General features: G+C 71.6%; 20 protein-coding genes and 1 riboswitch. Of the genes, 13 read left to right on the top strand and 7 right to left on the bottom strand.

Features of this window, described 5'->3' with window-relative positions; all coding sequences use genetic code 11:
* Window positions 1–26: 26 nt before the first annotated feature.
* Entirely contained in the window at window positions 27–2,174 is a 2,148-nt protein-coding gene (locus ABZ738_RS24665; RefSeq protein ID WP_131054703.1) for a glycogen debranching N-terminal domain-containing protein, read from the top strand.
* Window positions 2,175–2,192: 18 nt separating this feature from the next.
* Here the strand turns inward: ABZ738_RS24665 and ABZ738_RS24660 are convergent, their stop codons facing one another.
* A complete protein-coding gene (locus ABZ738_RS24660) occupies window positions 2,193–2,813 on the bottom strand; it encodes an L-threonylcarbamoyladenylate synthase (RefSeq protein WP_131054702.1) in 621 nt (206 codons plus the stop codon).
* Between the two features lie 88 nt (window positions 2,814–2,901).
* Here ABZ738_RS24660 and ABZ738_RS24655 point away from each other — a divergent pair, with 88 nt between their 5' ends.
* Entirely contained in the window at window positions 2,902–3,300 is a 399-nt protein-coding gene (locus ABZ738_RS24655; RefSeq protein WP_357216781.1) for a hypothetical protein, read from the top strand.
* A 112-nt stretch (window positions 3,301–3,412) separates the two neighbouring features.
* Here ABZ738_RS24655 and ABZ738_RS24650 read toward each other — a convergent pair whose 3' ends face one another.
* The 3 genes from ABZ738_RS24650 to ABZ738_RS24640 form a co-directional block, all read right to left on the bottom strand.
* Window positions 3,413–3,733: an amphi-Trp domain-containing protein gene (locus tag ABZ738_RS24650; protein WP_131054700.1), complete on the bottom strand. Its 321-nt coding sequence runs from the start codon at window positions 3,731–3,733 to the stop codon at window positions 3,413–3,415.
* Window positions 3,734–3,831: 98 nt separating this feature from the next.
* Entirely contained in the window at window positions 3,832–4,536 is a 705-nt protein-coding gene (locus ABZ738_RS24645; RefSeq protein ID WP_357216778.1) for a YoaK family protein, read from the bottom strand.
* Window positions 4,537–4,648: 112 nt separating this feature from the next.
* Window positions 4,649–5,746 carry a hypothetical protein gene (locus ABZ738_RS24640; protein WP_357216775.1) on the bottom strand — a complete coding sequence of 366 codons (1,098 nt, stop codon included), beginning with the start codon at window positions 5,744–5,746 and terminating at the stop codon, window positions 4,649–4,651.
* Window positions 5,747–5,983: 237 nt separating this feature from the next.
* Between ABZ738_RS24640 and ABZ738_RS24635 the strand changes: the two genes are divergently transcribed.
* Window positions 5,984–7,270 carry an AI-2E family transporter gene (locus ABZ738_RS24635; RefSeq protein WP_357216772.1) on the top strand — a complete coding sequence of 429 codons (1,287 nt, stop codon included), beginning with the start codon at window positions 5,984–5,986 and terminating at the stop codon, window positions 7,268–7,270.
* A 77-nt stretch (window positions 7,271–7,347) separates the two neighbouring features.
* Here the strand turns inward: ABZ738_RS24635 and metE are convergent, their stop codons facing one another.
* Complete coding sequence (gene metE, locus ABZ738_RS24630) at window positions 7,348–9,645, bottom strand: 5-methyltetrahydropteroyltriglutamate--homocysteine S-methyltransferase (RefSeq protein WP_176094493.1); 2,298 nt, start codon at window positions 9,643–9,645, stop codon at window positions 7,348–7,350.
* 119 nt (window positions 9,646–9,764) lie between these two features.
* Window positions 9,765–9,984, bottom strand: a riboswitch (cobalamin riboswitch).
* 166 nt (window positions 9,985–10,150) lie between these two features.
* On the opposite strand from metE, the gene ABZ738_RS24625 reads away from it, so the two are divergent.
* The 9 genes from ABZ738_RS24625 to ABZ738_RS24585 all read left to right on the top strand — a co-directional run bounded on the left by ABZ738_RS24625 (window position 10,151) and on the right by ABZ738_RS24585 (window position 19,862).
* The gene (locus tag ABZ738_RS24625; protein ID WP_176094494.1) at window positions 10,151–11,239 is read left to right on the top strand and encodes an iron ABC transporter permease; all 1,089 of its coding nucleotides are present in this window, start codon (window positions 10,151–10,153) and stop codon (window positions 11,237–11,239) included.
* A gap of 24 nt (window positions 11,240–11,263) precedes the next feature.
* Complete coding sequence (locus tag ABZ738_RS24620) at window positions 11,264–12,250, top strand: ABC transporter substrate-binding protein (protein ID WP_176094495.1); 987 nt, start codon at window positions 11,264–11,266, stop codon at window positions 12,248–12,250.
* Complete coding sequence (locus ABZ738_RS24615; RefSeq protein WP_131055466.1) at window positions 12,247–13,032, top strand: ABC transporter ATP-binding protein; 786 nt, start codon at window positions 12,247–12,249, stop codon at window positions 13,030–13,032. Before ABZ738_RS24620 ends, ABZ738_RS24615 begins: the two co-directional genes overlap by 4 nt.
* Window positions 13,029–13,724 (top strand): class I SAM-dependent methyltransferase, encoded by a 696-nt coding sequence (locus ABZ738_RS24610; protein WP_357216767.1) that lies wholly within the window; start codon window positions 13,029–13,031, stop codon window positions 13,722–13,724. The genes ABZ738_RS24615 and ABZ738_RS24610 overlap by 4 nt, the downstream gene beginning before the upstream one ends.
* A 370-nt stretch (window positions 13,725–14,094) precedes the next feature.
* The gene (locus ABZ738_RS24605) at window positions 14,095–15,141 is read left to right on the top strand and encodes a LacI family DNA-binding transcriptional regulator (protein ID WP_131055470.1); all 1,047 of its coding nucleotides are present in this window, start codon (window positions 14,095–14,097) and stop codon (window positions 15,139–15,141) included.
* A 36-nt stretch (window positions 15,142–15,177) separates the two neighbouring features.
* A complete protein-coding gene (locus ABZ738_RS24600) occupies window positions 15,178–16,773 on the top strand; it encodes an FAD-dependent oxidoreductase (protein WP_176095894.1) in 1,596 nt (531 codons plus the stop codon).
* Window positions 16,774–16,793: 20 nt separating this feature from the next.
* Entirely contained in the window at window positions 16,794–18,074 is a 1,281-nt protein-coding gene (locus ABZ738_RS24595; protein ID WP_131052928.1) for a sugar ABC transporter substrate-binding protein, read from the top strand.
* Window positions 18,075–18,082: 8 nt separating this feature from the next.
* Window positions 18,083–19,030 (top strand): sugar ABC transporter permease, encoded by a 948-nt coding sequence (locus tag ABZ738_RS24590; RefSeq protein WP_357216762.1) that lies wholly within the window; start codon window positions 18,083–18,085, stop codon window positions 19,028–19,030.
* Window positions 19,020–19,862, top strand: coding sequence for a carbohydrate ABC transporter permease (locus ABZ738_RS24585; protein ID WP_357216759.1), 843 nt, complete (start codon window positions 19,020–19,022; stop codon window positions 19,860–19,862). The genes ABZ738_RS24590 and ABZ738_RS24585 overlap by 11 nt, the downstream gene beginning before the upstream one ends.
* Before the next feature lie 46 nt (window positions 19,863–19,908).
* Here ABZ738_RS24585 and ABZ738_RS24580 read toward each other — a convergent pair whose 3' ends face one another.
* Window positions 19,909–20,916: a hypothetical protein gene (locus tag ABZ738_RS24580; RefSeq protein WP_176094496.1), complete on the bottom strand. Its 1,008-nt coding sequence runs from the start codon at window positions 20,914–20,916 to the stop codon at window positions 19,909–19,911.
* 677 nt (window positions 20,917–21,593) lie between these two features.
* Between ABZ738_RS24580 and ABZ738_RS24575 the strand changes: the two genes are divergently transcribed.
* Window positions 21,594–22,628: an LCP family protein gene (locus ABZ738_RS24575; RefSeq protein ID WP_131052932.1), complete on the top strand. Its 1,035-nt coding sequence runs from the start codon at window positions 21,594–21,596 to the stop codon at window positions 22,626–22,628.
* Between the two features lie 5 nt (window positions 22,629–22,633).
* On the opposite strand, the gene ABZ738_RS24570 is transcribed toward ABZ738_RS24575, so the two are convergent.
* The gene (locus tag ABZ738_RS24570; RefSeq protein WP_131052933.1) at window positions 22,634–23,488 is read right to left on the bottom strand and encodes a TylF/MycF family methyltransferase; all 855 of its coding nucleotides are present in this window, start codon (window positions 23,486–23,488) and stop codon (window positions 22,634–22,636) included.
* Window position 23,489: the final 1 nt, after the last annotated feature.

Genomic DNA, 23,489 nt, shown 5'->3' with positions numbered 1-23,489 from the left:
GGTCCACCGCAGGCCAGGGGGAACGGATGAGCCGGGTCCGCAATCTGCGCGTCCGCCCCGACCTGCTCTATCTGGCCAGCGGCTGGAGCACGCTGGTCACCGACGTCCGGGGCCGGATCACCGGCACCGGGCCGCAGGGATTCTTCGCCCGCAACACCCGGGTGCTGCACACCGAGCGCATCACCGTCGACGGACGGGAGCCGGTGCCGTTCAGCACGGCCACCGTCCAGGGGTACGCCCAACTGTCCTACGCCGAGCTGGGTGCCGGTGACGAACTGCCCTCGCGGGCGGCGTACCTGACCGTGGCCCGGTTCGTGGGGGCGGGGCTGCGGACCCGGCTGACCGTGCTCAGCTACGCCGACACAGCGCTGGACCTGCGACTGCGCATCGAGCTGGACGCCGACTTCGCGGACACCGGCGAGGCCGAACGGGGCCGGCGGGTGCAGTCCGGCACGGTCGAGCGCCGGTGGGACCCGGCGCAGCGGGAGCTCCGTCTGATCTACCGCTGCGACGGCCTGGACCGGGCGGTGGCGATCCGGGCCCGGACGGACCAGCCGCTCCGGTACGCCGACGACGGCTTCGAGGTCGACCTGGCGCTGCCGACCCGCGGACGTCGGCAGGTGGAGATCCTCGTCGAGCCCGTCTTCGACGGCGAACGGCTCGTCGCGCCACCGCCGAGCTTCATCGACTCCGGTGACCTCGCCGGTGCGGCCCGCACCCGGCTGGAACGCGAGTTCACCCAGTTGACCAGCACCAACTTCGACGTGACGGCGGCCTGGCGATGCGCGACGGAGGACCTGGCCGGGTTACCCCTCGGCGAGCCGTCCGGCCCGACCGCACCCATCGCCGGCCTGCCGATCTATCAGGAGATCTTCGGCCGGGACACGATGACCGCCTCGTGGCAGGCGATGCTCGCCGGCCCGACGATGCTCGCCGACAGTCTGCGACTCAACGCCGCCCACCTCGGACGGCGCATCGACGACTGGCGCGACGAGGAGCCCGGCAAGCCGCTGCACGAGGCGCGCCAGGGGCCGGTGTCCGCGCTCGGTCTCGACCCGCTGTCGCACTACCACGGTGACTGGTCCACCGCGCCGGACCTCCTCATGTTCCTCGGCCAGTACTACGCCTGGACGGCGGACCTCGACACGGTCCGCGCGCTGCTGCCGGCGGCCCGGCGCGCGTTGGACTGGCTCGACCGGTTCGGCGACCAGGACCACGACGGGTTCCTGGAGTACCACTGCCGCTCCCGGGTCGGCGTGAAGAACCAGGGCTGGAAGGACTCCGACGACGCGGTGGTCGACGAACACGGTCGGCCGGTGCCGAACCCGATCGCGAGCAGCGAGTTGCAGGCGTACTGGTACGCCGCCCTGCGGCACGCGGCCGTGATCTTCACGGTGACCGGTCATCCCGCGACGGGCGCGGCCCTGGTGCGGCGGGCGCGGGCCCTGCGTCGCCGGTTCCACCACGCCTTCTGGATGCCGGACCGGGGTTGCTACGCGATGGCCCTCGGCCCGGACGGGCGGCCGGTGCGCTCGGTCAACTCCAACGACGGGCACCTGCTCGCCTCCGGCATCGTGCCGGCCCGGATCGCGCCCGTGGTCGCCGACCGGCTGCTCGCGCCGGACATGTTCAGCGGGTGGGGCATCCGCACTCTCTCCGCCACGCACCCGGCGTACAACCCGTTCAGCTACCACCGGGGTAGTGTCTGGCCGGTCGAGGCGGGCACCATCGGCCTCGGGCTCGCCCGGTACGGCTGTTGGGACCACCTGCACCGGCTGGCCGAGGGGACGTTCGCGGCGTCGGCCCTCTTCGCCGAGCACCGCCTCCCCGAGGTGCTCAGCGGCCTGCCCCGCGACACCTTCCCGCATCCCGGGGTCTACCCGAACTCGTGCTCTCCGCAGGCGTGGTCGGCCAGCGCGGTCGTCGCGCTGGTGCAGGCGCTGCTGGCGCTGCGCCCGGCCGCGCCGCTGCGGGCGATCCTCCTCGACCCGCACCTGCCGCCGTGGCTGCCGGACCTCACGCTGGAGGGGGTACGGGTCGGTGGGCACACCTTCGACCTGACGGTGCGGCGCCGACGTGGTGGGCGCACGTCGGTGCGGACCCGGGGCGACCGGATCGCGGTGTTGCGCCGCCCCACCCGTCAGGCGTCGGCCGTTCGGCGACACCGCCCCTGACCGGGGTGCGGTGGGTGGTCAGGAGAAGCGGGCCGGGTCACCGGCGCCGACCCGGACGACCTCCGGCTCACCGTCCGAGAAGTCGATCACCGTGGTCGGCTCGGTGCCGCACTCCCCCGCGTCGACCACCGCGTCCACGGCGTGGTCGAGGCGTTCCTTGATCTCCCAGCCCTGGGTCATCGGCTCCTCGTCGCCGGGCAGCAGCAGGGTGCTCGACAGCAACGGCTCGCCCCACTCGTCGAGCAGCGCGCGGGTGACCGGATGCGCGGGGATGCGGACGCCCACGGTCTTCTTGCGCGGGTGCAGCAGTCTGCGCGGGACCTCGCGGGTGGCCGGCAGGATGAAGGTGTAACCGCCCGGGGTGGCGGCCTTCACCGCCCGGAACACCGCGTTGTCGAGCTGCACGAACTGGCCGAGCTGGGCGAAGTCGCGGCAGACCAGGGTGAAGTGGTGCCCGCTGTCGAGCTGGCGGATCTCCCGGATCCGGTCCATGCCCGCCTTGTTGCCGAGCCGGCTGCCGAGCGCGAAGCACGAGTCGGTCGGGTAGGCGATCAGGCCGTCGCGCCGGACGATGTCGATCACCTGACCGATGATGCGCGGCTGCGGGTTGTCCGGATGCACGTCGAAGTACCTGGCCATGGCCGGAAGCTTAGAGCGAGGCCGGGAAAGTGTCGCATTGGTGACAGTGGCGGCCTGCGGTCGCGTGTCGACACCCATCGTTGTCGGTATGGTCGGACGAGTCCACGACGGCGGCTACCGCGACACGTTCCGACACCCCGCGACGCCCACACCCGTCCGGATCACCGTGCTCGTCTTCGGCGTACTGGCGCTGCTGTTCGCGCTGGCGACCGCGCACCGCGCGGTGGTCGACGGCGGTTCGCTCGGCGCCGCCGCCTTCTTCGCCGTGATGGCCGTGGCGTGCACGCTGGTGGCGGTGAGCCTGGCCGCCCGCCGTCAGTGGGCGCCCTACCCGGCGTACGCGCTGACCGGCCTGTTGGCCACCGCCTCGCTCGGCCTGTGGGGCGCGATCACCTGCGTCGGCGGGCTCCTGCTGCTCTGGGTGCTGTGGGCGCTGAACACCCGGGTCTCCCGCGACTGGTTCGGTCGGCGCGGCCGGCTGCGGTGAGCACGACGCGGCGACCGCTGCCATCGGCGAGGGCGCGCCGCGCCACCGGACGAGCGGGTCGTGCCGCCCACGCCGGTCACGGCGGCCCTCCCCGAACGGGGTCGGCGCGCCGTCAGGCGGTCGCCGAGGACTCCGTCTCCGGCTCCTCGTCCGCCTCGGTCGCCGCCGCCTTCTCGGCGTCGGTCTTCTCCGCGTCGGCCTTCGGCTTCTCCGCCTCGACCACCGGGTTCTTCCAGGAGAACTCGATCTCGATCGAGTACTCGTCCTTCCCCTCCTGCTCGATCTCCAGCTCGCAGTGCACCTGGTCGGCGACGGCGATGGTGCCGGCGGCACCGTAGAAGACCTGCCCGGCCTCCACCTGGCTCGCCACCTGACGCAGCCACGCGGCCAGATCCGCCCGCGACACGGTCCGCTCGTCCTCGTAGATATCCATGCCGTCATGCTGGCATTGCGGTGTCGACCGAGCACGCCCAGGGTTACCCGGTCGGCGGGGCCGCAGGTCGCGTCACCGGCCCGCCCGTCGCGCGGCGGTCAGGTGGCCGGATCGCCCGCCCGCGCGTGCGTCGCGGCCGTGATCTCCCGGCGGCGGACCGCCGCGATCATCGCCGTGCCGGCCGCCATCACCACCCCCGCCATCAGCAGGGCCCAGGACCCGTCGACCCGCAGTGTCAGGAGCGCCGCGACCAGGGCGCCGAGGCCCATCGAGACGATCGCGGCGAGCCGTCGGGCCCACGCCGTGCCCGCGCCTCCGGCAGCCCGGCTGTCCGCCGAGAGGTTGACCATGGTCATCGTCACCACCACCGTGGAGAGGTCCCGGATGCCGATGTGGCGGACCGCCGCGGCCTGGGCGCCGAGCACCAGCGCCAACAACCCGGTGACGACCAGCATCGCGATCCCCTCCGGCGACCCGGTGCCGAGCCAGAGCCCGGCCGACGCCAGCGTCGACGCGCTACCGGCGACCAGCACGACCAGGCCGGAGCGGGGCAGCTTCGCCGGGCCCGTCGCGCCCCGGGTCAGCCGGGCGGCGAGCACCGCGCCGAGCATGAAGGCCAGCAACGCCACCAGGTTGTTGAGCACCGGCAGCCCGGGAACCCCAGCCAGGCCGAAACCGATGAAGAGCACGTTGCCGGTCATGTTGCCGGTGAAGACCCGGTCCAGGGCGAGGTAGCTGACGCCGTCGATCGCCCCGGTCGCCACGGTCAGCACCAGCAGGGGTACGTCGTACGTCTTGGTCATGGGCCTCTTCCGCAGCTCGCCGCCGGATAGCGCGTCGAGAGCGGCCGTGAGCAGGGCGATCGTCCGGTTCGGAGTCTACGCACCGCCCACGGCCGCGTCCGGCGCAGCCGCGTCACGGCCCGGCGGCGGCCTCCAGCAGGTCGTCGTAGTGCTGTAGGCCGTGGTCCGGCGACACGTCCGCGATCGACCAGCTCTGGTAGCCGGTCTTCGTCCTGGGCAGCTCCACGGCGTTCGCCCCGTAGGTGAGGGCCAGCTCCAGCGTCTGGTTCCAGGTCGACGCCGGGCACGGGTCCTGGTCGGCGCAGACCAGGTCGGCGGTCGCGGTCTGGAAGCTGATCGGGCCGCCCTTGCCCGCGATGTACGCCCACATCGCGTAGTAGTTGTTCGGGCGGTCGGGGTACATCGAGTTGTTGCCCAGCACGCACCGGGCGCCCAGTGAGGTGCGGCAGTAGTCGATCATCTGCCGGGTGTACGGCATGTCCACCGAGCCCGTCCAGGTCACCTCGTTGATCCGCTGGTACGGGTTGAAGGCCAGGTAGGAGCGGGTCTGCTCCCACACGTCGTGCGCGTCGATCTCGTCACGGTGGCACTGGTCGTCGGCCGCCCCGGTGTAGCCGGCCGCCTCCAGGCCGGGCCGGTTCAGGTGGAGCTGCCCGGTCTGCCGGATGTACGGCTCGGCGAACTCGGTGGTGCAGCGGGCGATCACCACGTCCCGGATCCGGGGCTCGTCGTCGTAGCGGGCGGCCAGTCGGTCCTGGAGGTTCTGGTAGGCCGTTCCGTACTCGCTGGTCCAGAACGCACCGATCGTGCCGGCCAGGCTGCCGCTGGTGTACCACGGGATCGGGCTGGCACCGCCCAACGTCTTCGCCCAGTCCGGGGCGTGGATGCCGCCGACCACCCGCAGCCGGGCGTGCATCCCGGCCGCGTTCGCGGCGGTGACCGCCTGGTCGATCGCGGTGGTGTCGAGCGCACCGCCGTGGTCGGTGCCGGCCTGCTGCTGCGGTTGCAGGTCGCTCCAGTTGACCCGGATGACGAAGCTGTCCACCACCGGCGCGTACGCACCGGTGGCCGGCTCGGCCCGGTCGACCAGGCCGCTCAGCGGCGGCTTGAGGGTGACCGCCGTCGGGGTCGACGTCGACTGCGCCTGCGCCGGTACGGCGACCGCCGTGGCCGCCGTCACCGCGGTGACGAGTACCGCGAACCTTCTCACCCGGGAACCTCCTCGTGGCAGATGGAGCCCTCGGCGTCCGGAGGGACCCACCCGCGAGCCGGGGCGGCGTCGGCCGGACACCCGGGCACGAAGCGCCAGGATAGGGCTGAAGCGACCCGACGTCACCGGCGAAGATCGGCGGCGGTCCGGTCGTTTCCGGCCTGGCCGCTGGTCACCGTGCCGGCGTGTGGCCCGACCCGTTACGGTGTACCGACCGATCTTCACCTGGGGGTTCCCTTGAGCCGGTTCGAGCAGCTGCGGCACCGACTGCGCCGGGCGTACGACGGGGGACGCGAGTCGGTACGCGCGGCCAGGGACCGGGACCGTACCCGGCAGGCCGACCGTGCGGAGGAGTTCGCCCGGCCCATCCCCGAGCCCCGCGCCGGCAACGACGGCGAGGACGGCCATCCCTCGACGATCAGCCGGGACGACGCCGGGGTGCCGCACTCGTTGCGGATCGCCGCCGCCTGGTCGTGGCGGATCATCGTCATCGGCATCGTCGGCTGGGCGATGCTGCGGTTCATGGGCACCATCCGCGTCGTGATCGTGCCCCTGCTGGTGGCGCTGCTGCTCTCCGCACTGCTGGCACCCGCCGTCGGCTGGCTGCTGCGGGCCCGCTTCCCCCGTTCGCTGGCCACCGCCGTGGTGCTGATCGGTGGACTGGCCGCCGTGGTCGGCACGCTGACCATGGTGGTCAGCGAGTTCGTCACCGGCCTGCCCGACCTCAGCCGCAACGCGGCCGACGGCATCGGTCAGATCCAGAACTGGCTGCGCGACGGGCCGCTGAACCTCTCCGACGGCACGTTGAACCAGTACATCCAGGCCGGGCAGAACTGGATCAACGAGAACACCCAGGCGCTGACCACCGGCGCGCTCTCCACCGCCGGCACGGTGGTGGAGATCTTCACCGGTGCGCTGCTGGTCCTCTTCGCCATGTTCTTCTTCCTCCGCGACGGCCAGCGCATCTGGCGGTTCATCGTGGGGATGTTCCCGGCCCCCGCCCGCTGGCGCCTCGACGACGCGGGCAGGGCCTCGTGGCAGACCCTGGTCGCCTACGTGCGGGCCACCGTGCTGGTGGCGTTCATCGACGCGGTGGGCATCGGTATCGCGCTGGTGCTGTTCGACGTGCCGTTCGCCTTCGCCCTGGCCGCGCTGGTCTTCCTCGGCGCGTTCATCCCGATCGTCGGTGCCACGCTCTCCGGCGCGGTGGCGGTGCTGGTCGCCCTGGTGGACGGCGGCTGGGTCACCGCGCTGTTCATCCTCGGCGCGGTGATCGTGGTGCAGCAGGTCGAGGGGAACGTCCTCCAGCCGTGGATCATGGGCAAGGCGGTGGCGCTGCACCCGCTGCCCGTGGTGCTGGCGGTCACCGCCGGTGTGGTGCTCGACGGCATCTTCGGCGCGCTCATCGCCGTACCGCTGATCGCCGTGCTCAACACCGCGGTCCGGCGGCTGGCCCGACGCCTCCCGCCGGCCGAGCAGCCACCGCCCCCGGAGGCGGTCGTGGTCAAGGCCACCGCACCCTGACCCTTCCGGTCCTCTCGGGTGTGCGGTCCGTCGGCGGCGCCCGCCGGTGGGCGGCTCCCACCGGCGGGCACCACGGGTCAGGCGTCGCTCGGCGCGGGCGTCGGCCCGTCGGCGGCCAGTTCGGCGCGGACCGAGGCGGCGGCCCGGACCAGGGCGGTCAGGGCCGGACGGACCTCGTCGTAGCCCCGGGTCTTGAGCCCGCAGTCGGGGTTGACCCAGAGCCGGTCCGGCCCGACGACCGCCGCCGCCCGGCGCAGCGCGGTGACCACCTCGGCGCCGTCGGGCACCCGGGGCGAGTGGATGTCGTAGACACCCGGCCCGATGCCCCGGGTGTAGCCGACGGTGGCCAGGTCGTCGAGGATCTCCATCCGGGAACGGGACGCCTCGATGCTGGTCACGTCGGCGTCCAGGGCGTCGATCGCGGGCAGCACCTCGCCGAACTCCGAGTAGCACAGGTGGGTGTGGATCGCCGTGGCGTCGGCGACGCCGCTGGTCGCCAGTCGGAACGCCGCCACCGACCAGTCCAGGTAGCCGGCGTGGTCCCGGCGGCGCGGTGGCAGCAGTTCCCGCAGGGCGGGCTCGTCGACCTGGATGATCCGGATGCCCGCCGCCTCCAGGTCCCGCGCCTCGTCACGCAGGGCCAGGGCGACCTGCCGGGCGGTCTCCGCCAGCGGCTGGTCCACCCGGACGAACGACCAGGCCAGGATGGTCACCGGACCGGTGAGCATGCCCTTGACCGGCCGGTCGGTGAGGGACTGGGCGTACCGGGACCAGGTCACCGTGATCGGTGCGCGCCGGGTCACGTCGCCGTACAGGATCGGCGGGCGTACGCACCGGGAGCCGTACGACTGGACCCAGCCGTGGGCGGTGGCGGCGAAGCCGTCGAGGTGTTCGGCGAAGTACTGCACCATGTCGTTGCGCTCCGGCTCGCCGTGCACCAGCACGTCCAGCCCGAGGCGTTCCTGTTCGGCCACCACCTCGGCGATCTCGGCCCGCATCCGCTCGGCGTAGCCGGCCGCGTCCAGGCGACCGGCCCGGTGCTCGGCCCGGGCCCGGCGCAACGCCTCGGTCTGCGGGAACGACCCGATGGTGGTGGTCGCCAGCGCGGGCAGCCCGAGGCGTCGGCGCTGGGCCTCGGCGCGCTGCGGGTACGGGCCGCGTCGGGTGTGCTCGGGCCGCAGGGCCTCCAGGCGGGCACGGACCGCGTCGTCGCGCCACTGTGCCGGCACCGGCGCAGGCGCGGCGGGCAGCTCGCCCACCCCGTCGCGCAGCACCCGACCGAGCGCGACCACCTCGTCGACCTTCTGACGGGCGAACGCCAACCGGTCCCGTAGCCGGGGGTCCAGCTCGGTCTCGGCGGCCAGGTCCACCGGCACGTGCAGCAGCGAGCAGGAGGTGGACACCGCGACGGTGTCGGCGAGCCCGGTGAGGGTGGCGCCGACAGCCGCAGCGGCCCGCAGGTCGGTCCGCCACACGTTGCGGCCGTCGACCAGCCCGGCGACCACGGTCCGGCCCGGCAGCGCGCCGTGGCCGGCGAGCCGGTCCAGGTCACCCGGTCCGGCGACCAGGTCCAACCCGATCGCCTCGATCGGCGTGTCCAGCAAGGCGGGCAGCGCATCGCCGAGTTCGCCGAAGTAGGCGGCGACGAACAGGCGGGGCCGGTGGGTCAGCGCGCCGAGGCGGGCGTAGGCGGCGCTGAGGGCGCGGATCTCGGCGTCGGACCGGTCGCCGACGTACGCCGGTTCGTCGAGCTGCACCCACGGCACCCCGACGTCGGCGAGCGCGGTCAGCAGGTCGGCGTAGACGTCGACGAGGTCGTCCAGCCGGTCGAACGGGCGGAACCCGTCCGGCGCGTCGGCGGTGGGCTTGGCGAGCAGCAGCAGGGTGGCCGGGCCGACCAGCACCGGACGGGTGGTGATGCCGAGCGCCCGCGCCCGCCCGTACTCGGTCAGGGGCGTGTCGGCCCGGGCGGCGAAGGCGGTGTCCGGGCCGATCTCGGGCACCAGGTAGTGGTAGTTGGTGTCGAACCACTTCGTCATCTCCAGCGGCGGCTCCTGGGCGGTGCCGCGTGCCATGGCGAAGTAGGTGTCCAGCTCACCGAGGCCGAGCCGGCGGAACCGGTCGGGTACGGCGTCGACCGTGACGGCCGCGTCGAGCACGTGGTCGTAGAGCGAGAACGTGTTGGACGGTACGGCGGACAGGCCGGCGTCGTGCAACGTACGCCAGGTCTCCTCGCGTACCTGCGCGGCGGTGGCCCGCAGGGTCGGCTCGTCGATGCGGCCGGCCCAGTAGCCCTCGACTGCGGTCTTGAGTTCACGGCGCGGGCCGATGCGCGGATAGCCGAGCACGGTGCTCGTGCCGAACGGAGTGGTCATGTCGCCAGGGTTCCCTTCCCTCGAGGTCCGGCGGTACGGCTCCGGGGAAGGCTGGGGAGGGCACGGTGCGACGACCGACCTCGCCCGGGCCCTCCCGCGAGGCCGACGGCGGCGTGCGCGGCTGCGCACGCGGCACGGGCAGGTCTTCGGACTCGTGGGCGCGACCGGCTGGGCCGGTCTCCTACTGGCCGTCGCTTCCCGGACCCGACAGGGCGTCCAGTGCGTGTGACGGCGGTCGTTCCCACTCACCGCTGCGGGGCAGTCCCGGACTCACACCGGGTTCCCTCTTACGACGCCTCGACCGGACGGCCGGGGCGAACCAGTACCGTCTCGGATCCTAGCGTCCGGATCACGCGTGACGACCGGCGCGCGGGTGTGATGTCCGCACGGCGACACGGGGTCGAGCGGAGCGTGAACAACGACTCATCCGGCTTCCGCTGGCGTGATCTTGGTGTTAGCTTTTTGCAAAGACTTGGCAAGAACAACGACTTTGCGTGGGAGAGCGGTGAGCGTCACCACCCTGCCGACGAGCCCGACGGACGTGCTCGGTGTGGCGGCGCAGCGCCGCCGGACCGGCCTCTGGCTGCTCGCGCTGACCCTCGGCCTGGTCCTGACCGGCCTGGTCGCGGTCGGGGCCGGGGCGATCGGCATCCCGCCGCTCACGGTGGCCCGGATCATCGGGCACCAGCTCGTCGGCGTGCCGGGCGAGGTGAGCTGGACCGGACCGCAGCAGGCGATCGTCTGGCAGGTCCGACTGCCCCGGGTCCTGCTCGGCATGCTGGTCGGCGCCGGGCTGGCGGTCTGCGGCGTGGCCTTGCAGGCCATGGTCCGCAACGTGCTCGCCGACCCGTACCTGCTGGGGATCAACTCCGGCGCCTCCAGCGGCGCGGCCGCCGCGATCCTCTTCGGCGCCGGCGCCGGCTTCGGCCAGTACGCGCTCTCCACCAGCGCGTTCGTCGGCGCGCTCGGCGCCTCGCTGCTGGTCTTCCTGATCGCGCGCAGCGGCGGCCGGGTCACCTCCATCCGGCTGCTGCTGGCCGGCGTCGCCGTCGGGTACGCGCTGTACGCCACCACCAGCTTCCTGATCTTCGCCTCCGGATCCGCCGAGGGTGCCCGGTCGGTGATGTTCTGGCTCCTCGGGTCGCTGGGCCTGGCCCGCTGGAACGCCCTGCTGCTGATCGCCGCCGTGGTGCTGATCGGCACCATCGGATACCTGACCGTCGTCGGACGGCGGCTCGACGTGCTGGCCATCGGCGACGAGACCGCGCACACCCTGGGCGTCTCGCCGGACCGGTTCCGCCTCCGGCTGCTCGTGCTGGTCTCGCTCAGCGTCGGCATTCTGGTCTCCGCCGCCGGCAGCATCGGTTTCGTCGGCCTGGTCGTGCCGCACCTGGCCCGCCGCATCGTCGGCGCACCGCACGTCCGGGTGGTGCCGGTGGCCGCGCTGCTCGGGGCGATCCTCCTGGTCTGGGCCGACGTGCTGGCCCGGGTGCTGCTGGCACCGCAGGAGATCCCGATCGGCATCATCACCTCCCTGCTCGGTGCCCCCTTCCTGCTGGTCCTGATCCGTCGTCTGCACGCCTCCGGCGCCTGAACGCCCGTCCGTCAAGGAGAACCGATGTTGAAGGCTCGCCGCCTCGCCACCGCCGCCGCCTCCGCGTGCGTGCTGCTCGTCGCCGGGTGCGGCGGCGGCGCCGACGGACCGACCGACGCCGCCCCCGGCTACCCGGTCACCGTGACCAACTGCGGCGTGGACGTCACCTTCGACGCCCCTCCGCAGCGGATCGTGCTGCTCAAGAGCGCCGCCGTGCCGTACCTGCACGCGCTCGGCGTGCTGGACCGGGTCACCGCGCGGGCGGGGCAGTACCCGAAGGAGTACTACGACGCGGCGACCCAGGGCGAGCTGGACCGCATCCCGTTGCTGACCGACAAGACCGACACCAGCGGCCACCTCCAGATCTCCAAGGAGGTGGTGATCAGCCAGGAGCCCGACCTGGTCCTCGGCGAGGTCGACAACCTCTCCCGCGACACCCTCGCGGCGGTGGACATCCCGCTGCTGGAGGAGCCGGCGATGTGCCCGGACAGCACCGCCGTGCCGAGTTTCGACGACATCTACCGGCAGATGGAGACGTACGGCCGGGTGTTCGGCCGCCAGACCGAGGCGTCGACTGCGGTCACCGCGCTCCAGGACCGGATGACGAAGGTCCAGGCCGAGGCGGGCAGCGGGTCCGGACGCACCGCGGCGGTGCTCTATCCGACCGTCGGCGGCGGCACCACGTACGCGTACGGCACCGGCAGCATGGCCCACCCGCAGTTGACGGCCGCCGGTTTCCGCAACGTCTTCGGCGACGTCAAGGAGCGGGTCTTCGAGGTCACCGTCGAGGAACTGCTCGGCCGCAACCCGGACGTGCTGATCCTGCTCTACGGCGACGGCGACCCCCGCGCGGTCGAGCAGGGGCTCACCGGGCTGCCGGGCGCGCAGCAGCTCAACGCGGTCCGCAACGGCCAGGTCATGACCCAGTTGTTCAACTTCACCGAGCCGCCGACGCCGTTGTCCATCGACGGTCTGGAGCGGATCGTGCAGCGCTTCGGGAACGGCTCGTGATCGAGGCCACCGACGTCACGTGGCGCTACGGCGCGAATCCGGTCATCGACGGGGTCAGCGTGACCGCCCGGCCGGGTCGGGTCCTCGGCCTGATCGGGCCCAACGGCAGCGGCAAGACCACGCTGCTGCGGTTGCTCTACGGCGCCCTGCGCAGCCGGACCGGGCAGGTCGTGGTGGACGGCGACGCGTTGGTCGCCCTGCCCGCCCGGGAGGCCGCGCGGCGGCTGGCCGTGGTCGTGCAGGAGAGCGGCGGGGAGACCGCCCTGACCGTGGCGGAGCTGGTGCTGCTCGGCCGGGGGCCGCACCTGTCGACGTTCCAGCGGACCGGTCGGGCCGACCACGAGATCGCCGCCCGCTGCCTGAGCCGGGTCGGTGCCACGCACCTGAGCGGGCGGGCGTTCGTCCAGCTCTCCGGCGGTGAGCGGCAGCGGGTGCTGATCGCCCGCGCGCTCGCCCAGCAGGCCACCCACCTGCTGCTCGACGAGCCCACCAACCACCTCGACATCCGCTACCAGCACGAGATCCTGCACCTGGTCCGCACGCTGGACACCTGCTCGGTCGTCGTGCTGCACGATCTCAACCTGGCCGCCCGCTACTGCGACGACCTGGTGCTGCTCGGCGCGGGCGGGGTCGCCGCCGCCGGCACCGTCGACGAGGTCCTCGACCCCGCCGTCCTGGAGCCCGTCTACGGCATCGGCATCCGGCGCCTGGACCTCGACGGCACCGTCCACCTGCTGTTCCACCCGATCCATGAGAGCACCGACGAGAGGACTGCGGCATGACCACGCAGGAACGCATCAACGCCTACTGGACCGGCCGCGCACCCGAGTACGACGAGTACCAGCAGCGCCCCGACCGGCTCGCCGACGACCAGCGGGCCTGGGCGCAGATCTGGGCGCAGGCCCTGCCGGCCGCACCGCTGGACGTGCTCGACGTCGGCACCGGCACCGGCCAGGTCGCCATGGTCCTGGCCGGTCTCGGGCACCGCGTCACCGGCATCGACCTGGCCGAGGGCATGCTCGCCGAGGCCCGCCGGCACGCCGCGACCGTCACCGACGGCCCGGTCATCCGGCTCGGCGACGCCGTGGCGCCGGACTTCCCGGCCGCCAGCTTCGACGCCGTCACCAGCCGATACCTGATGTGGACGCTGCGCGAGCCGCAGAGGGCCGTGGCCAACTGGATCCGCCTGCTGCGCCCCGGCGGCACGGTCGCGGTGGTGGACAGCACCTGGTTCCCGCACGGCCTCGACAACGCCTCGGAGAACTTCACCGGCCACTACGACAGCCAGGTGCAGGCGGAGCTGCCGCTGGCCACCGCGACCTCCATCGACAAGACCGTGGCGGTGCTGGAGGAGGCGGGCCTGACGGACGTCACGGCCGTCCCGCTGACGTCGATCTACGAGCTGGACCACCGGTACGGCGTGGCACCGAACCACGAGCACCAGATGCAGTACCTGGTCAGCGGCCGGGTCTGAGACGACCCGCCGCCGGGCACCCGGCCGCGTCCGCAGCACCAGTCACGCTCCGTGCAGCTCTCCGTGGACAGCGGGGAGCGCCGGGGCGTTCAGGCGTTGCGGTAATACGTATTAGCGCCGTCGAGTTCTTGAATACTGCGACTCCGGGGCGGCGCTGTCAAGAGCCGACGGCGAGGGTGCCCCGTCGGGCAGGTGGGGCGCCGCGCCTCGTTCACAGGTCCGCCGAGGACGCTCGCTAATCCGCATTAGTTCAGGGAGTTCATCAGACGGAAATCTGCCGTCACCCCCTTGACATCGATCGGGTTCAGCCGCGAAGCTCCTTCCCAGCCCGAACGCTAATACGCATTAGCGGCAGTGGAAGGACTCCCCCGTGCCCCCTGCACCCCGACGCGTCACACAACGTGACATCGCACGGATGGCCGGCGTCAGCCAGGCAACCGTGTCGCTGGTGCTCAACAACCGCGCCGACGCGGAGGTGCGCATCGCCCCCGAGACCCGGGACCGGGTGCTGCGGGTGATCGCCGAGACCGGGTACGCCGCCGACCCGGTCGCCCGTCGGCTCGCGTCCCGGTTCAACCGGATCATCGGCGTCTTCACCTACGAGCCGGCGTTCCCCAGCGGCAGCCGGGACTTTTTCCACCCCTTCCTGCTCGGCATCGAGGAGTACGCCGAACGGGTCGGCTGCGACCTGCTGCTGTTCACCAGCGCACCCGTGGTCGACGGGCGTCGACGGATCTTCCACCGCGACAACCGGCTCCGCCTGGCCGACGGGTGCATCCTGCTCGGACGCGAGATCGACGCCGCCGAGCTGCTCCGGCTCAACCGCGACGGATACCCGTACGTGGCGGTGGGTCGCCGCGACGACGCGGGTGGACCGGTCCCCTACGTCGGCGCCGACTACGCCGCGGCGGTGCGGCAGCTCGTCGAACTGGCCCTGGGACGCGGCCACCGGCGCCTGGCCTACCTGGGCGTGGACGCCACCGCCGAGTCCTCGGCCGACCGCTGGCACGGGTTCGACGCCGCCGCACCGGCCGCCGAGTCGGCCCGCCGCCTGGCCGACCCGACCCGCGACGCCGACGCCGTCCTGGACGACCTCGCCGGGGACGGCAGCACGGTCGTCTTCGTCGAGGACTTCGCCACCGCCGTCGCCCTGGAGTCCGCCGCCCGCCGACGCGGGCTGCGCGTACCCGGTGACCTGTCGATCCTGACGCTCGGCGACCCGACGGTGCCGGTGCCCACCGACACCGCGTTCACCGGCTTCCACATCCCGCGCGAGGAGATGGGCCGGCAGTCGGTCGAGGTGCTGACCGGCGTCATCGACGGCAGCGCCGACGGCGTCCAGCAACGACTCCTCCCCTGCGAGTTCGTCGAGGGCGACACCCTCGGCGCCCCCGAACCGGCGGTCGACCGCCGATAGGCGGCCCGCGCGACTGGAAGGAAGCAAGTGGCACAGATGCGTGCGGACGTCCTCATCGTCGGCGGCGGACTGGGCGGGGTCGCCGCCGCGCTCGCGGCGGCCCGGGCCGGTCGGTCGGTGATCCTGACCGAGGAGTTCGACTGGCTCGGCGGGCAGCTCACCAGCCAGGCCGTCCCGCCCGACGAGCACTCCTGGATCGAGCAGTTCGGTGCCACCGCCAGCTACCGGGCGCTACGCACCGGCATCCGCGACTACTACCGACGGCACTACCCGCTCACCGAACGCTCCCGGTCCTGGACCGACCTGAATCCGGGTGCCGGCTGGGTCAGCCGGCTCTGCCACGAGCCACGGGTGGCCGTCGCCGTGCTGGAACAGATGCTCGCGCCGTACCGGGGCTCGGGCCGGTTGACCGTGCTCCAGCCGTACCGGCCGGTGGCGGCGGCCACCGACGGGGACCGGGTCACCGGCGTCACGCTGGCGCACCGGGACCGCGAGGACCGCATCGACGTCACCGCGCCGTACGTGCTGGACGCCACCGAGACCGGCGAGTTGCTGCCGCTGACCGGCACCGAGTACGTCACCGGCTTCGAGTCGCGGGAACAGACCGGTGAGCCGAGCGCCCCGGCCGAGGCGCAGCCGATGAACATGCAGGCCGTGTCGGTCTGCTTCGCCATCGACCACGTCGACGGGGATCACACCATCGACCGGCCCGCCGGCTACGACTTCTGGCGCGACTACAAGCCCGACTTCTGGGGTGACCGGCTGCTCTCCTGGCGCTCGCCGAACCCGCGCACCCTGGAGATCCTGGAGCGCAGCTTCACCCCGAACCCGGACGACGAGCCCTGGGCGGTCAACGCCGACCAGCGCGTCAACCCCGGCGACGGCAACCTGTGGACGTTCCGCCGGATCGCCGCCCGGCGCAACTTCGTCGACGGCGCGTACGCCAGCGACATCACCCTGGTCAACTGGCCGATGATCGACTACTTCGAGGGCCCGGTCATCGACGTGCCCAACGCGTCGTGGCACCTGGCCAAGGCACGCGAACTGTCGTACTCCCTCTTCTACTGGTTGCAGACCGAGGCACCGCGACCCGACGGCGGCACCGGCTTCCCCGGGCTGCGGTTGCGCGGCGACGTGACCGGCAACCCGGCCGGTCTGGCCCAGGCGCCCTACATCCGGGAGTCGCGCCGGATCAGGGCCGAGTACACCGTGGTGGAGCAGGACCTCTCCCTCGCGGTACGCGGCGCACACGGCGCCGTGCGGTACCCCGACTCGATCGGCGTCGGGATGTACCGCATCGACCTGCACCCGTCGACCGGCGGCGACAACTACATCGACGTCGGGTCCTGCCCGTTCGAGATCCCACTCGGCGCGCTGATCCCGCAGCGGATGGAGAACCTGCTGCCGGCCGGCAAGAACATCGGCACCACGCACGTCACCAACGGCAGCTACCGGCTGCACCCGGTCGAGTGGAACGTCGGCGAGGTCGCCGGTCTGCTCGCCGACTTCTGTCTGGCGCGGGGCGAGTCCCCGCGCGCGGTCCGCGGCACCCCCCGGCTGCTGGCCGAGTTCACCGACCGCGTCACGGCCGCCGGCGTCGAATGCCGGTGGCCGGAGATCGCGGGCTACTGACCCCCCGGTGAGGAGAGACGATGAGATCAGGAAAGGGAATACGCGTTGTCGCCACGGCGCTGACCGGCGTTCTCGCCATGTCCGCCTGCGGCGGCGGTGAGACGCAGGACAGCGGCCCGGCCACCCTGCGGGTCACCGTCTGGTCGGCCAACGAGGCGCATCTGGCGCTGTTCAACGAGATCGCCGACGAGTACCGCCAGAACAATCCCGACGTCACGCAGATCACCTTCGATCCGCTGCCGTTCGACACGTACACCACGGCGCTGACCACCCAGATCGCCGGTGGCAACGCCCCCGACCTGGCCTGGGTGTTCGAGAACTCGGCGCCCGACTTCGTCGCCTCCGGCGCGCTGCTGCCACTCGACGAGACCCTCAAGAAGACCGACGGCTACCAGTACGACGACATCCTGCCGGCCACCCTCAAGCTCTGGCAGGACGACGGCAAGCTGTACGCGTACCCCTTCTCCACCTCGCCGTTCGGTGTCTTCGTCAACACCGACCTGCTCAAGCAGGCCGACCAGCGGACCCCCGCCGAGCTGATCGAGGCCGGCCAGTGGACCTGGGACAACGCCTTCGGCGCGGCCGGTGCCACCCAGGCCGCGACCGGCAAGGCCGGGCTGGTGATCCGCGACTTCGACTACAAGGACTGGAGCAACCTGTCCACGATCTGGACCGGGTGGGGTGCTCGGGCCTGGAGCGAGGACGGCAGGACCTGCGGCTTCGCCGAACCCGAGATGGTCGAGGCGATGACGCGGCTGCACCGTGCCGTCTTCACCGACAAGGCGTTGCCCGGCCCGGGCACCACCGCCGACTTCTTCGCCGGTGACGCCGCCATGACCATCACCCAGATCTCCCGCGCGTCACTGCTCGAGGACGACGGGTTCGCCTGGGACCTGGTCCCGCTGCCCGCCGGGCCGAAGGGGCCGTACGCGGTGGTCGGACAGGCCGGCATCGGGGTGCTCAAGCGCAGCCCGAACGCCGAGGCCGCCGCCGACTTCCTGGCCTTCCTCACCAACCCCACCAACTCCGCCAAGCTGGCCCAGTTCTTCCCGCCGCCGCGCCAGTCCCAGTTGACCGCCGACACGCTGGCCAAGACGAACCCGAAGCTCGAACCGGAGCAGTTGCAGAAGGTCGTCATCGACGGGATCACCAACGGCGTGGTCAAGCCCAGTCACGCCGGGCAGGCCGAGATCAGCCAGCAGGTCCGCGCCGGTCTGGACCCGCTGTGGAAGGCCGACGCGGACGTCAGGGCCGTCCTGGACGGGGTCTGCGGCAAGATCCAGCCGTTGCTGGCGAAGTAAGGCGACCGATGACCCGTACGGACACCAGGGTGGACCCGGCCACGGCCGGGTCCACCCCGGACCGGGCCCGGCCGTTCTGGACCGGCCGCCGTCGCGACCACCTCACCGGCTACCTGTTCATCGCCCCGCAGTTGCTCGGCAGCGCCGTCTTCGTGATCCTGCCCCTGGCCCTCGTCGTCTGGTACAGCCTGCACGAGTGGAACGTGCTCGCCGGCACGTTCGACTTCGTCGGCACCGACAACTACGCGGCGCTCGCCGACGACCCGAACCTCGGCTCGGTGCTGCGGGCCACCGGGCTCTTCTCCGTCGGCCTGGTGGTGTTCAACCTGGCCCTGGCCCTGCTGCTGGCCGTCCTGCTCAACCAGAAGCTGCGCGGCACGATCGTGTTCCGCACGCTGTTCTTCTCCCCCGTCGTGGTGTCGCTGGTGGCCTGGACGATCGTCTGGGGCTTCCTGTTGCAGGACAACGGCGGCGTCAACGGCCTGCTCGACACGATCGGCGTCGACGGACCGAACTGGCTGCGCGGCGAGGCCACCGCCATGTTCTCGGTCGTCGTCGTGCAGGTGTTCAAGAACGTCGGCCTGAACATGGTGCTGTTCCTGGCCGCCCTCCAGGGCGTGCCCGCCGAGCTGTACGAGGCGGCCGAGGTGGACGGGGCCAGCCGACTGCGCCAGTTCTGGCGGATCACCGTGCCACTGATCAGCCCGACGATCCTGCTCACCTCGATCATCACGGTGGTGGGTTCGCTCCAGGTCTTCGCCCAGATCGCGGTGCTCACCCAGGGCGGTCCGGGCACCTCGACCACGGTGCTCGTCTACTACCTGTACCAGCAGGCGTTCCAGTTCCACCACTTCGGCTACGGCGCCACCCTGTCGATCGTGCTGTTCGGCATCGTCCTCGCGCTGACCGTGGCGCAGTGGCAGATGCGCAAGAGGTGGGTCTTCCATGAGTCGTGACCTGTCGCCCCGGACCAAGCTCGTGCTCTACGGGGCGCTGCTGGTGCTGGCCGTGCCCTTCGTCTTCCCGACCTGGTGGATGGTCACCTCGTCGCTGAAGCCGGTGGCGGACATCTTCGCCTTCCCGCCGCAACTGTTGCCGGTCGATCCGCGGCTCGACGCCTACCAGCGGGTGTTCGACCTGCAACCCTTCGGGCAGCAGTACCTCAACAGCCTCTACATCGCGCTGGTGGTCACCGTCGGCACGCTGGCGGTGGCGGCCCTGGCCGGGTACGCCTTCGCGCGCATCCGCTTCCGTGGCCAGAACATGTTGTTCCTGGTCGTCCTCGCCGGGTTGCTCATCCCGAGCGAGGTGACGATCGTGCCGTTGTTCCAGATGTTCTTCCGGCTCGGGCTGATCGACACGCACTGGCCGCTGATCCTGGTGCCGATCCTCGGCGCGCCGAGCGTGCTGGCGACGTTCATCATGCGGCAGTTCTTCCTCGCCCTGCCCGGGGAGTTGGAGGAGGCGGCCCGGGTCGACGGGCTGGGCCGGTTCGCCACGTTCTGGCGGATCGCGCTGCCGCTGTCCCGGCCCGCGCTGGGCGCGGTCGCCATCTTCACCTTCCTGCACAGCTGGAACCTCTACCTGGAACCGATCGTGTTCCTCTCCACACCGGAGAAGTTCACCCTGCCGCAGGCGCTCACCCAGTTCGTCGACGCGTACGGCGGTCCGATGTGGGACGTGCAGCTCGCGGCGGCGTCGATGACGGCGCTGCCGGTGCTGGTGGTCTTCGTGATCGCGCAGAAGCAGTTCGTCGAGGGCCTGGCGCACACCGGCCTCAAGGGCTGAGCGGTATCCCGCCGACCGGCCCGCGAAGGGCCGGTCGGCGGTGTCCCTAGACCTCGCGGGCCACGCAGATGCGGGCGTTCAGGCGGGGTCCGGCCTCGTAGAGCATGTACGACACGCCGCCGTCGGTGCCGAACGCCGGTGACGCCACCCGACCGTTGTCCGAGGCGATCGGCCGGTGGAAGACGCCGAGGTGCACCTCGCGGTCGAAGTTGTTGCCGACCTCGGTGAGGTACATGTTGCCGTTGTTGCCGTGGTACGCCAGGTACGCGGTGCCGTTGCGCTTGAGCAGGTGCGGCGCGGAGATGTCGGTGAGGCCGTCACCGGCGGGCGACACCAGCGGGTTCGGCGCGAACTGCCAACCGCTCCAGCCGTTCGGCGACCAGCCCCAGAAGATCTTCCGGGTGCCGGGTCCGATGGTGTGGGCACCCATGAAGACCATCACGTAGCGGTTGCCCTTGCCCGCCACCGAGTGCTCGAAGACCCGCGCGTACGAGGTCTCGGTGGTGTTCGGCACCAGCCGGGTCGACAGGATCGGGGTCTCGTCGGTGAACCGGACGCCGTCGGTGGAGCGGGCCACCCGGGTGGTGAAGTTCTCGCCGTGGAAGTACAGGTAGAACTGCCGCGTCGGGGCGTCCCAGATGACGTGCGGGGACGACACGTGGCTCACCGTCGTGGTCGGCAGCACCCGGTCGATGACCGGATTGCCGGAATACTCGGTGTAGGGGCCTTCGAGCCGGTTGGCGTAGGCGAGGCAGATGCCGCCCGGCGCGTCGTGCGGCGCATAGTAGAGGTAGTAGCGGCCGAGATAGTTGCTGACCTTGTCGTAGACGCCACGGACGCACGGGAAGATGAACTCCCGGGTCGGGTTGTAGCGCAACGACGCGGGCAGCGCGTCCCGGACGTACCGGTAGTTGGGGAAACCGGCGGGTGCGGCGGCGGCCGGTGCGGACGTGACGGCGAGGCCGGCACCGGTGGTCGCGGTCGCGAGACCGGCCGCCGCCACACCGCGCAGCAGCGTGCGTCGGGTGAAGGGGCTCTCAGGGGTACGGGTCATCGTTCCCTCCGTTCAGGATGGACGACGGGGGCAGGGGGACGGGACCGGGCGGGACGGGTCAGCGGACGCCAGTCACCCCACGGCGAGCGGCCGATACGCTGCGAATACTCGCCCCGAACCGGTTCATGTGATCGATGAGTCTGCGCGTGTGGTTACCCGGCGGTCAAGACGCTAATACGAATTAGCACGGCGAGTCCGCGAGCGCCCGACACATCCCGCCGCCCGCATTCGCCGTCCCGCATCCTCGCCACCTTCTCCCCCGCCGTCCTCTTGTCCCGCCGCCGGCCCTCATCCCGCCGCCGGCCCCAGTCCCCCTCGGCCCCTTTGCTCTGCTTCAACCCACGCAACGGCCCCCTTGCGGCATCCCGGCCGTTGCGTCCGCGTAAGCAGAGCAAAGGGACCGAGGTAGGTCAGGTCGACTCCCGGCAGCCCGCCGCCAATACGCACTCTCGCCCGAGCCCAGCCCGAGTCCACACCCGCGTCCCCACACCCGCGTCCACGCCCGAGTCCACCTCACCGGGGCGCGGTCGTGACCACCGTCGCAGCATCGGCACTTTTGCACCGATATGCACTATTTGGGAGATAATTGACCGATCGGCGGTCCGCCATGGGGCGGCCGACGGACGGTCGCCGCGTCGGCGCGAGCCCGGACCAGAGACGAGAAAGCGCTGATCGACATGACGAACGACATCGCACCGGCGAGCATCCGACGACGGCTGGCGGAGTGGCAGAAGGCCACGATCGCCCTGGTCGCGCTGCTCGGGGTCGCCTGCGCCGGGCTGGCGACGCTCGGCGTCGGCCTCAAGCACCGGTACGAGGGCCGGGTGCAGCGGGAGGACATCCTCGGTCGGGGCACCGCGCCCCGCGACGACGAGCGGTGGGCCGAGGGGCCGCTGAACCTGCTGCTGCTCGGCTCGGACTCGCGTGACGGCGAGCCGGACCAGGGCCTCTACCCGGGGCAGCGGTCGGACACCATCATGCTGGTGCACCTGAACGCCACGCGCGACGCCGCCACGGTGGTGTCGATTCCCCGGGACAGCTACGTCGACGTACCGGCGCGGGAGGGCAGCTGGGCCGGAGGCAAGAACAAGATCAATGCGGCGCTGGCGTTCGGCGGTGCCTCGTTGGCCGCCGAGACCGTGCACCGGCTCACCGGCGTGACCATCGACGGTGTGCTGGTGGCCAACTTCGCCGCAGTCCGGCGGATCGTCGACGCGATCGGCGGCATCACGGTCTGCCTGCCGTACGAGGTGCTCTCCACCGACACCGCGACCCGGTGGCCGATCGGCTGCAATCAGCTCGACGGGCGCAACACCGACGACCTGATGCGGCAGCGGCACCACGTGCCCGGCGGCGACTTCGGTCGGATCAAGAACCAGCAGTTCGTGGTACGGGCCATCGTGGAGAAGGTCACCTCGGAGAACCTGCTCACCGATCCGGCCCGACTGGACCGGGTACTGACCACCACGGCGGAGTCGTTGACCGTGGACCAGGACCTCGACCTCACCGAGCTGGTGCTGGCGGTCCGGCGGATCTCGGCGTCGTCCCTGCGGTTCGTCACCGTCCCCGCCGCCGACACCGACCTGACCACCCCGGCCGGCTCGTCGGTGCTGCTGGACGAGGAGCGGTCCGCCGCCCTGTTCACGGCGGTACGCGAGGACCGGCTCGACGAGTGGTTCGCGAGCCGGTCCGCCACGTCAGTGCCGAACTGAGCGGTTCACCTCGTGCGCTGCCAGTACCGGCAGGTCCAGTCGACCTGGTGCAGCTCGTCGGTGATGCCGTGCTCGGCCCGGAAGTCGTCGACGGCCTGCTTGCAGCCGCGTACCGCGTGGTAGTCGTCCACGATGACGTATCCGCCGACGGAGAGCTTCGGGTAGAGGCTGCGCAGCGCGACCATGGTCGAGTCGTACAGGTCGCCGTCGAGCCGGATGAGCGAGAGCCGCTCGACCGGCGCGGTGGGCAGGGTGTCCTTGAACCATCCGGGCAGGAAGTGCACCCGGTCGTCGAGGAGCCCGTACCGGCGGAAGTTGTTCTTGACCTGGTCTAGTGAGACGGCGAGGAACGGCTGCGTCCAGAGCGCGTCCTCGACGTCCTCGGTGCGGTGCGCCTCCGGCTTGGGCAGGCCACGGAACGAGTCCGCCACCCAGACCGAGCGGCTCTGGTCGCCGTACGCCTGCAACATGCCGCGCATGAAGATGACCGCGCCGCCACGCCACACCCCGGTCTCGATCAGGTCACCCGGTACGTCCTGTGCCAGCACGTCCCGCAGGCACCGCTCCAGGTTGTCGAGCCGGCGCAGGCCGATCATCGTGTCCGCCTCCGGCGGCCAGTCCCGACCGTTGGCCCGCGCGTCGGCGTCGAACGGGAACTTCAGCACCAGTTCCAGGCCGCGCCGTTGCAGCAGGTGCTTGTACCGGGCGTACACCCGGCCGTGCAGCGACGCCGCCCGGGGCTGGTACGGCATCCACGTCTCCTGGAAGACGTATCGGGTCAGCGCCTTCTTCAGCAGGTCGCAGTACAACGCCCGCGGGTCGCTGAGAGTGGACGGCAGGTGGGTGAGCGTCTCGCTCATC

The organism is Micromonospora sp. NPDC047793, assembly GCF_040642635.1.
Classification (GTDB): domain Bacteria; phylum Actinomycetota; class Actinomycetes; order Mycobacteriales; family Micromonosporaceae; genus Micromonospora.
This window is presented reverse-complemented; position numbering and strand designations above follow the sequence as displayed.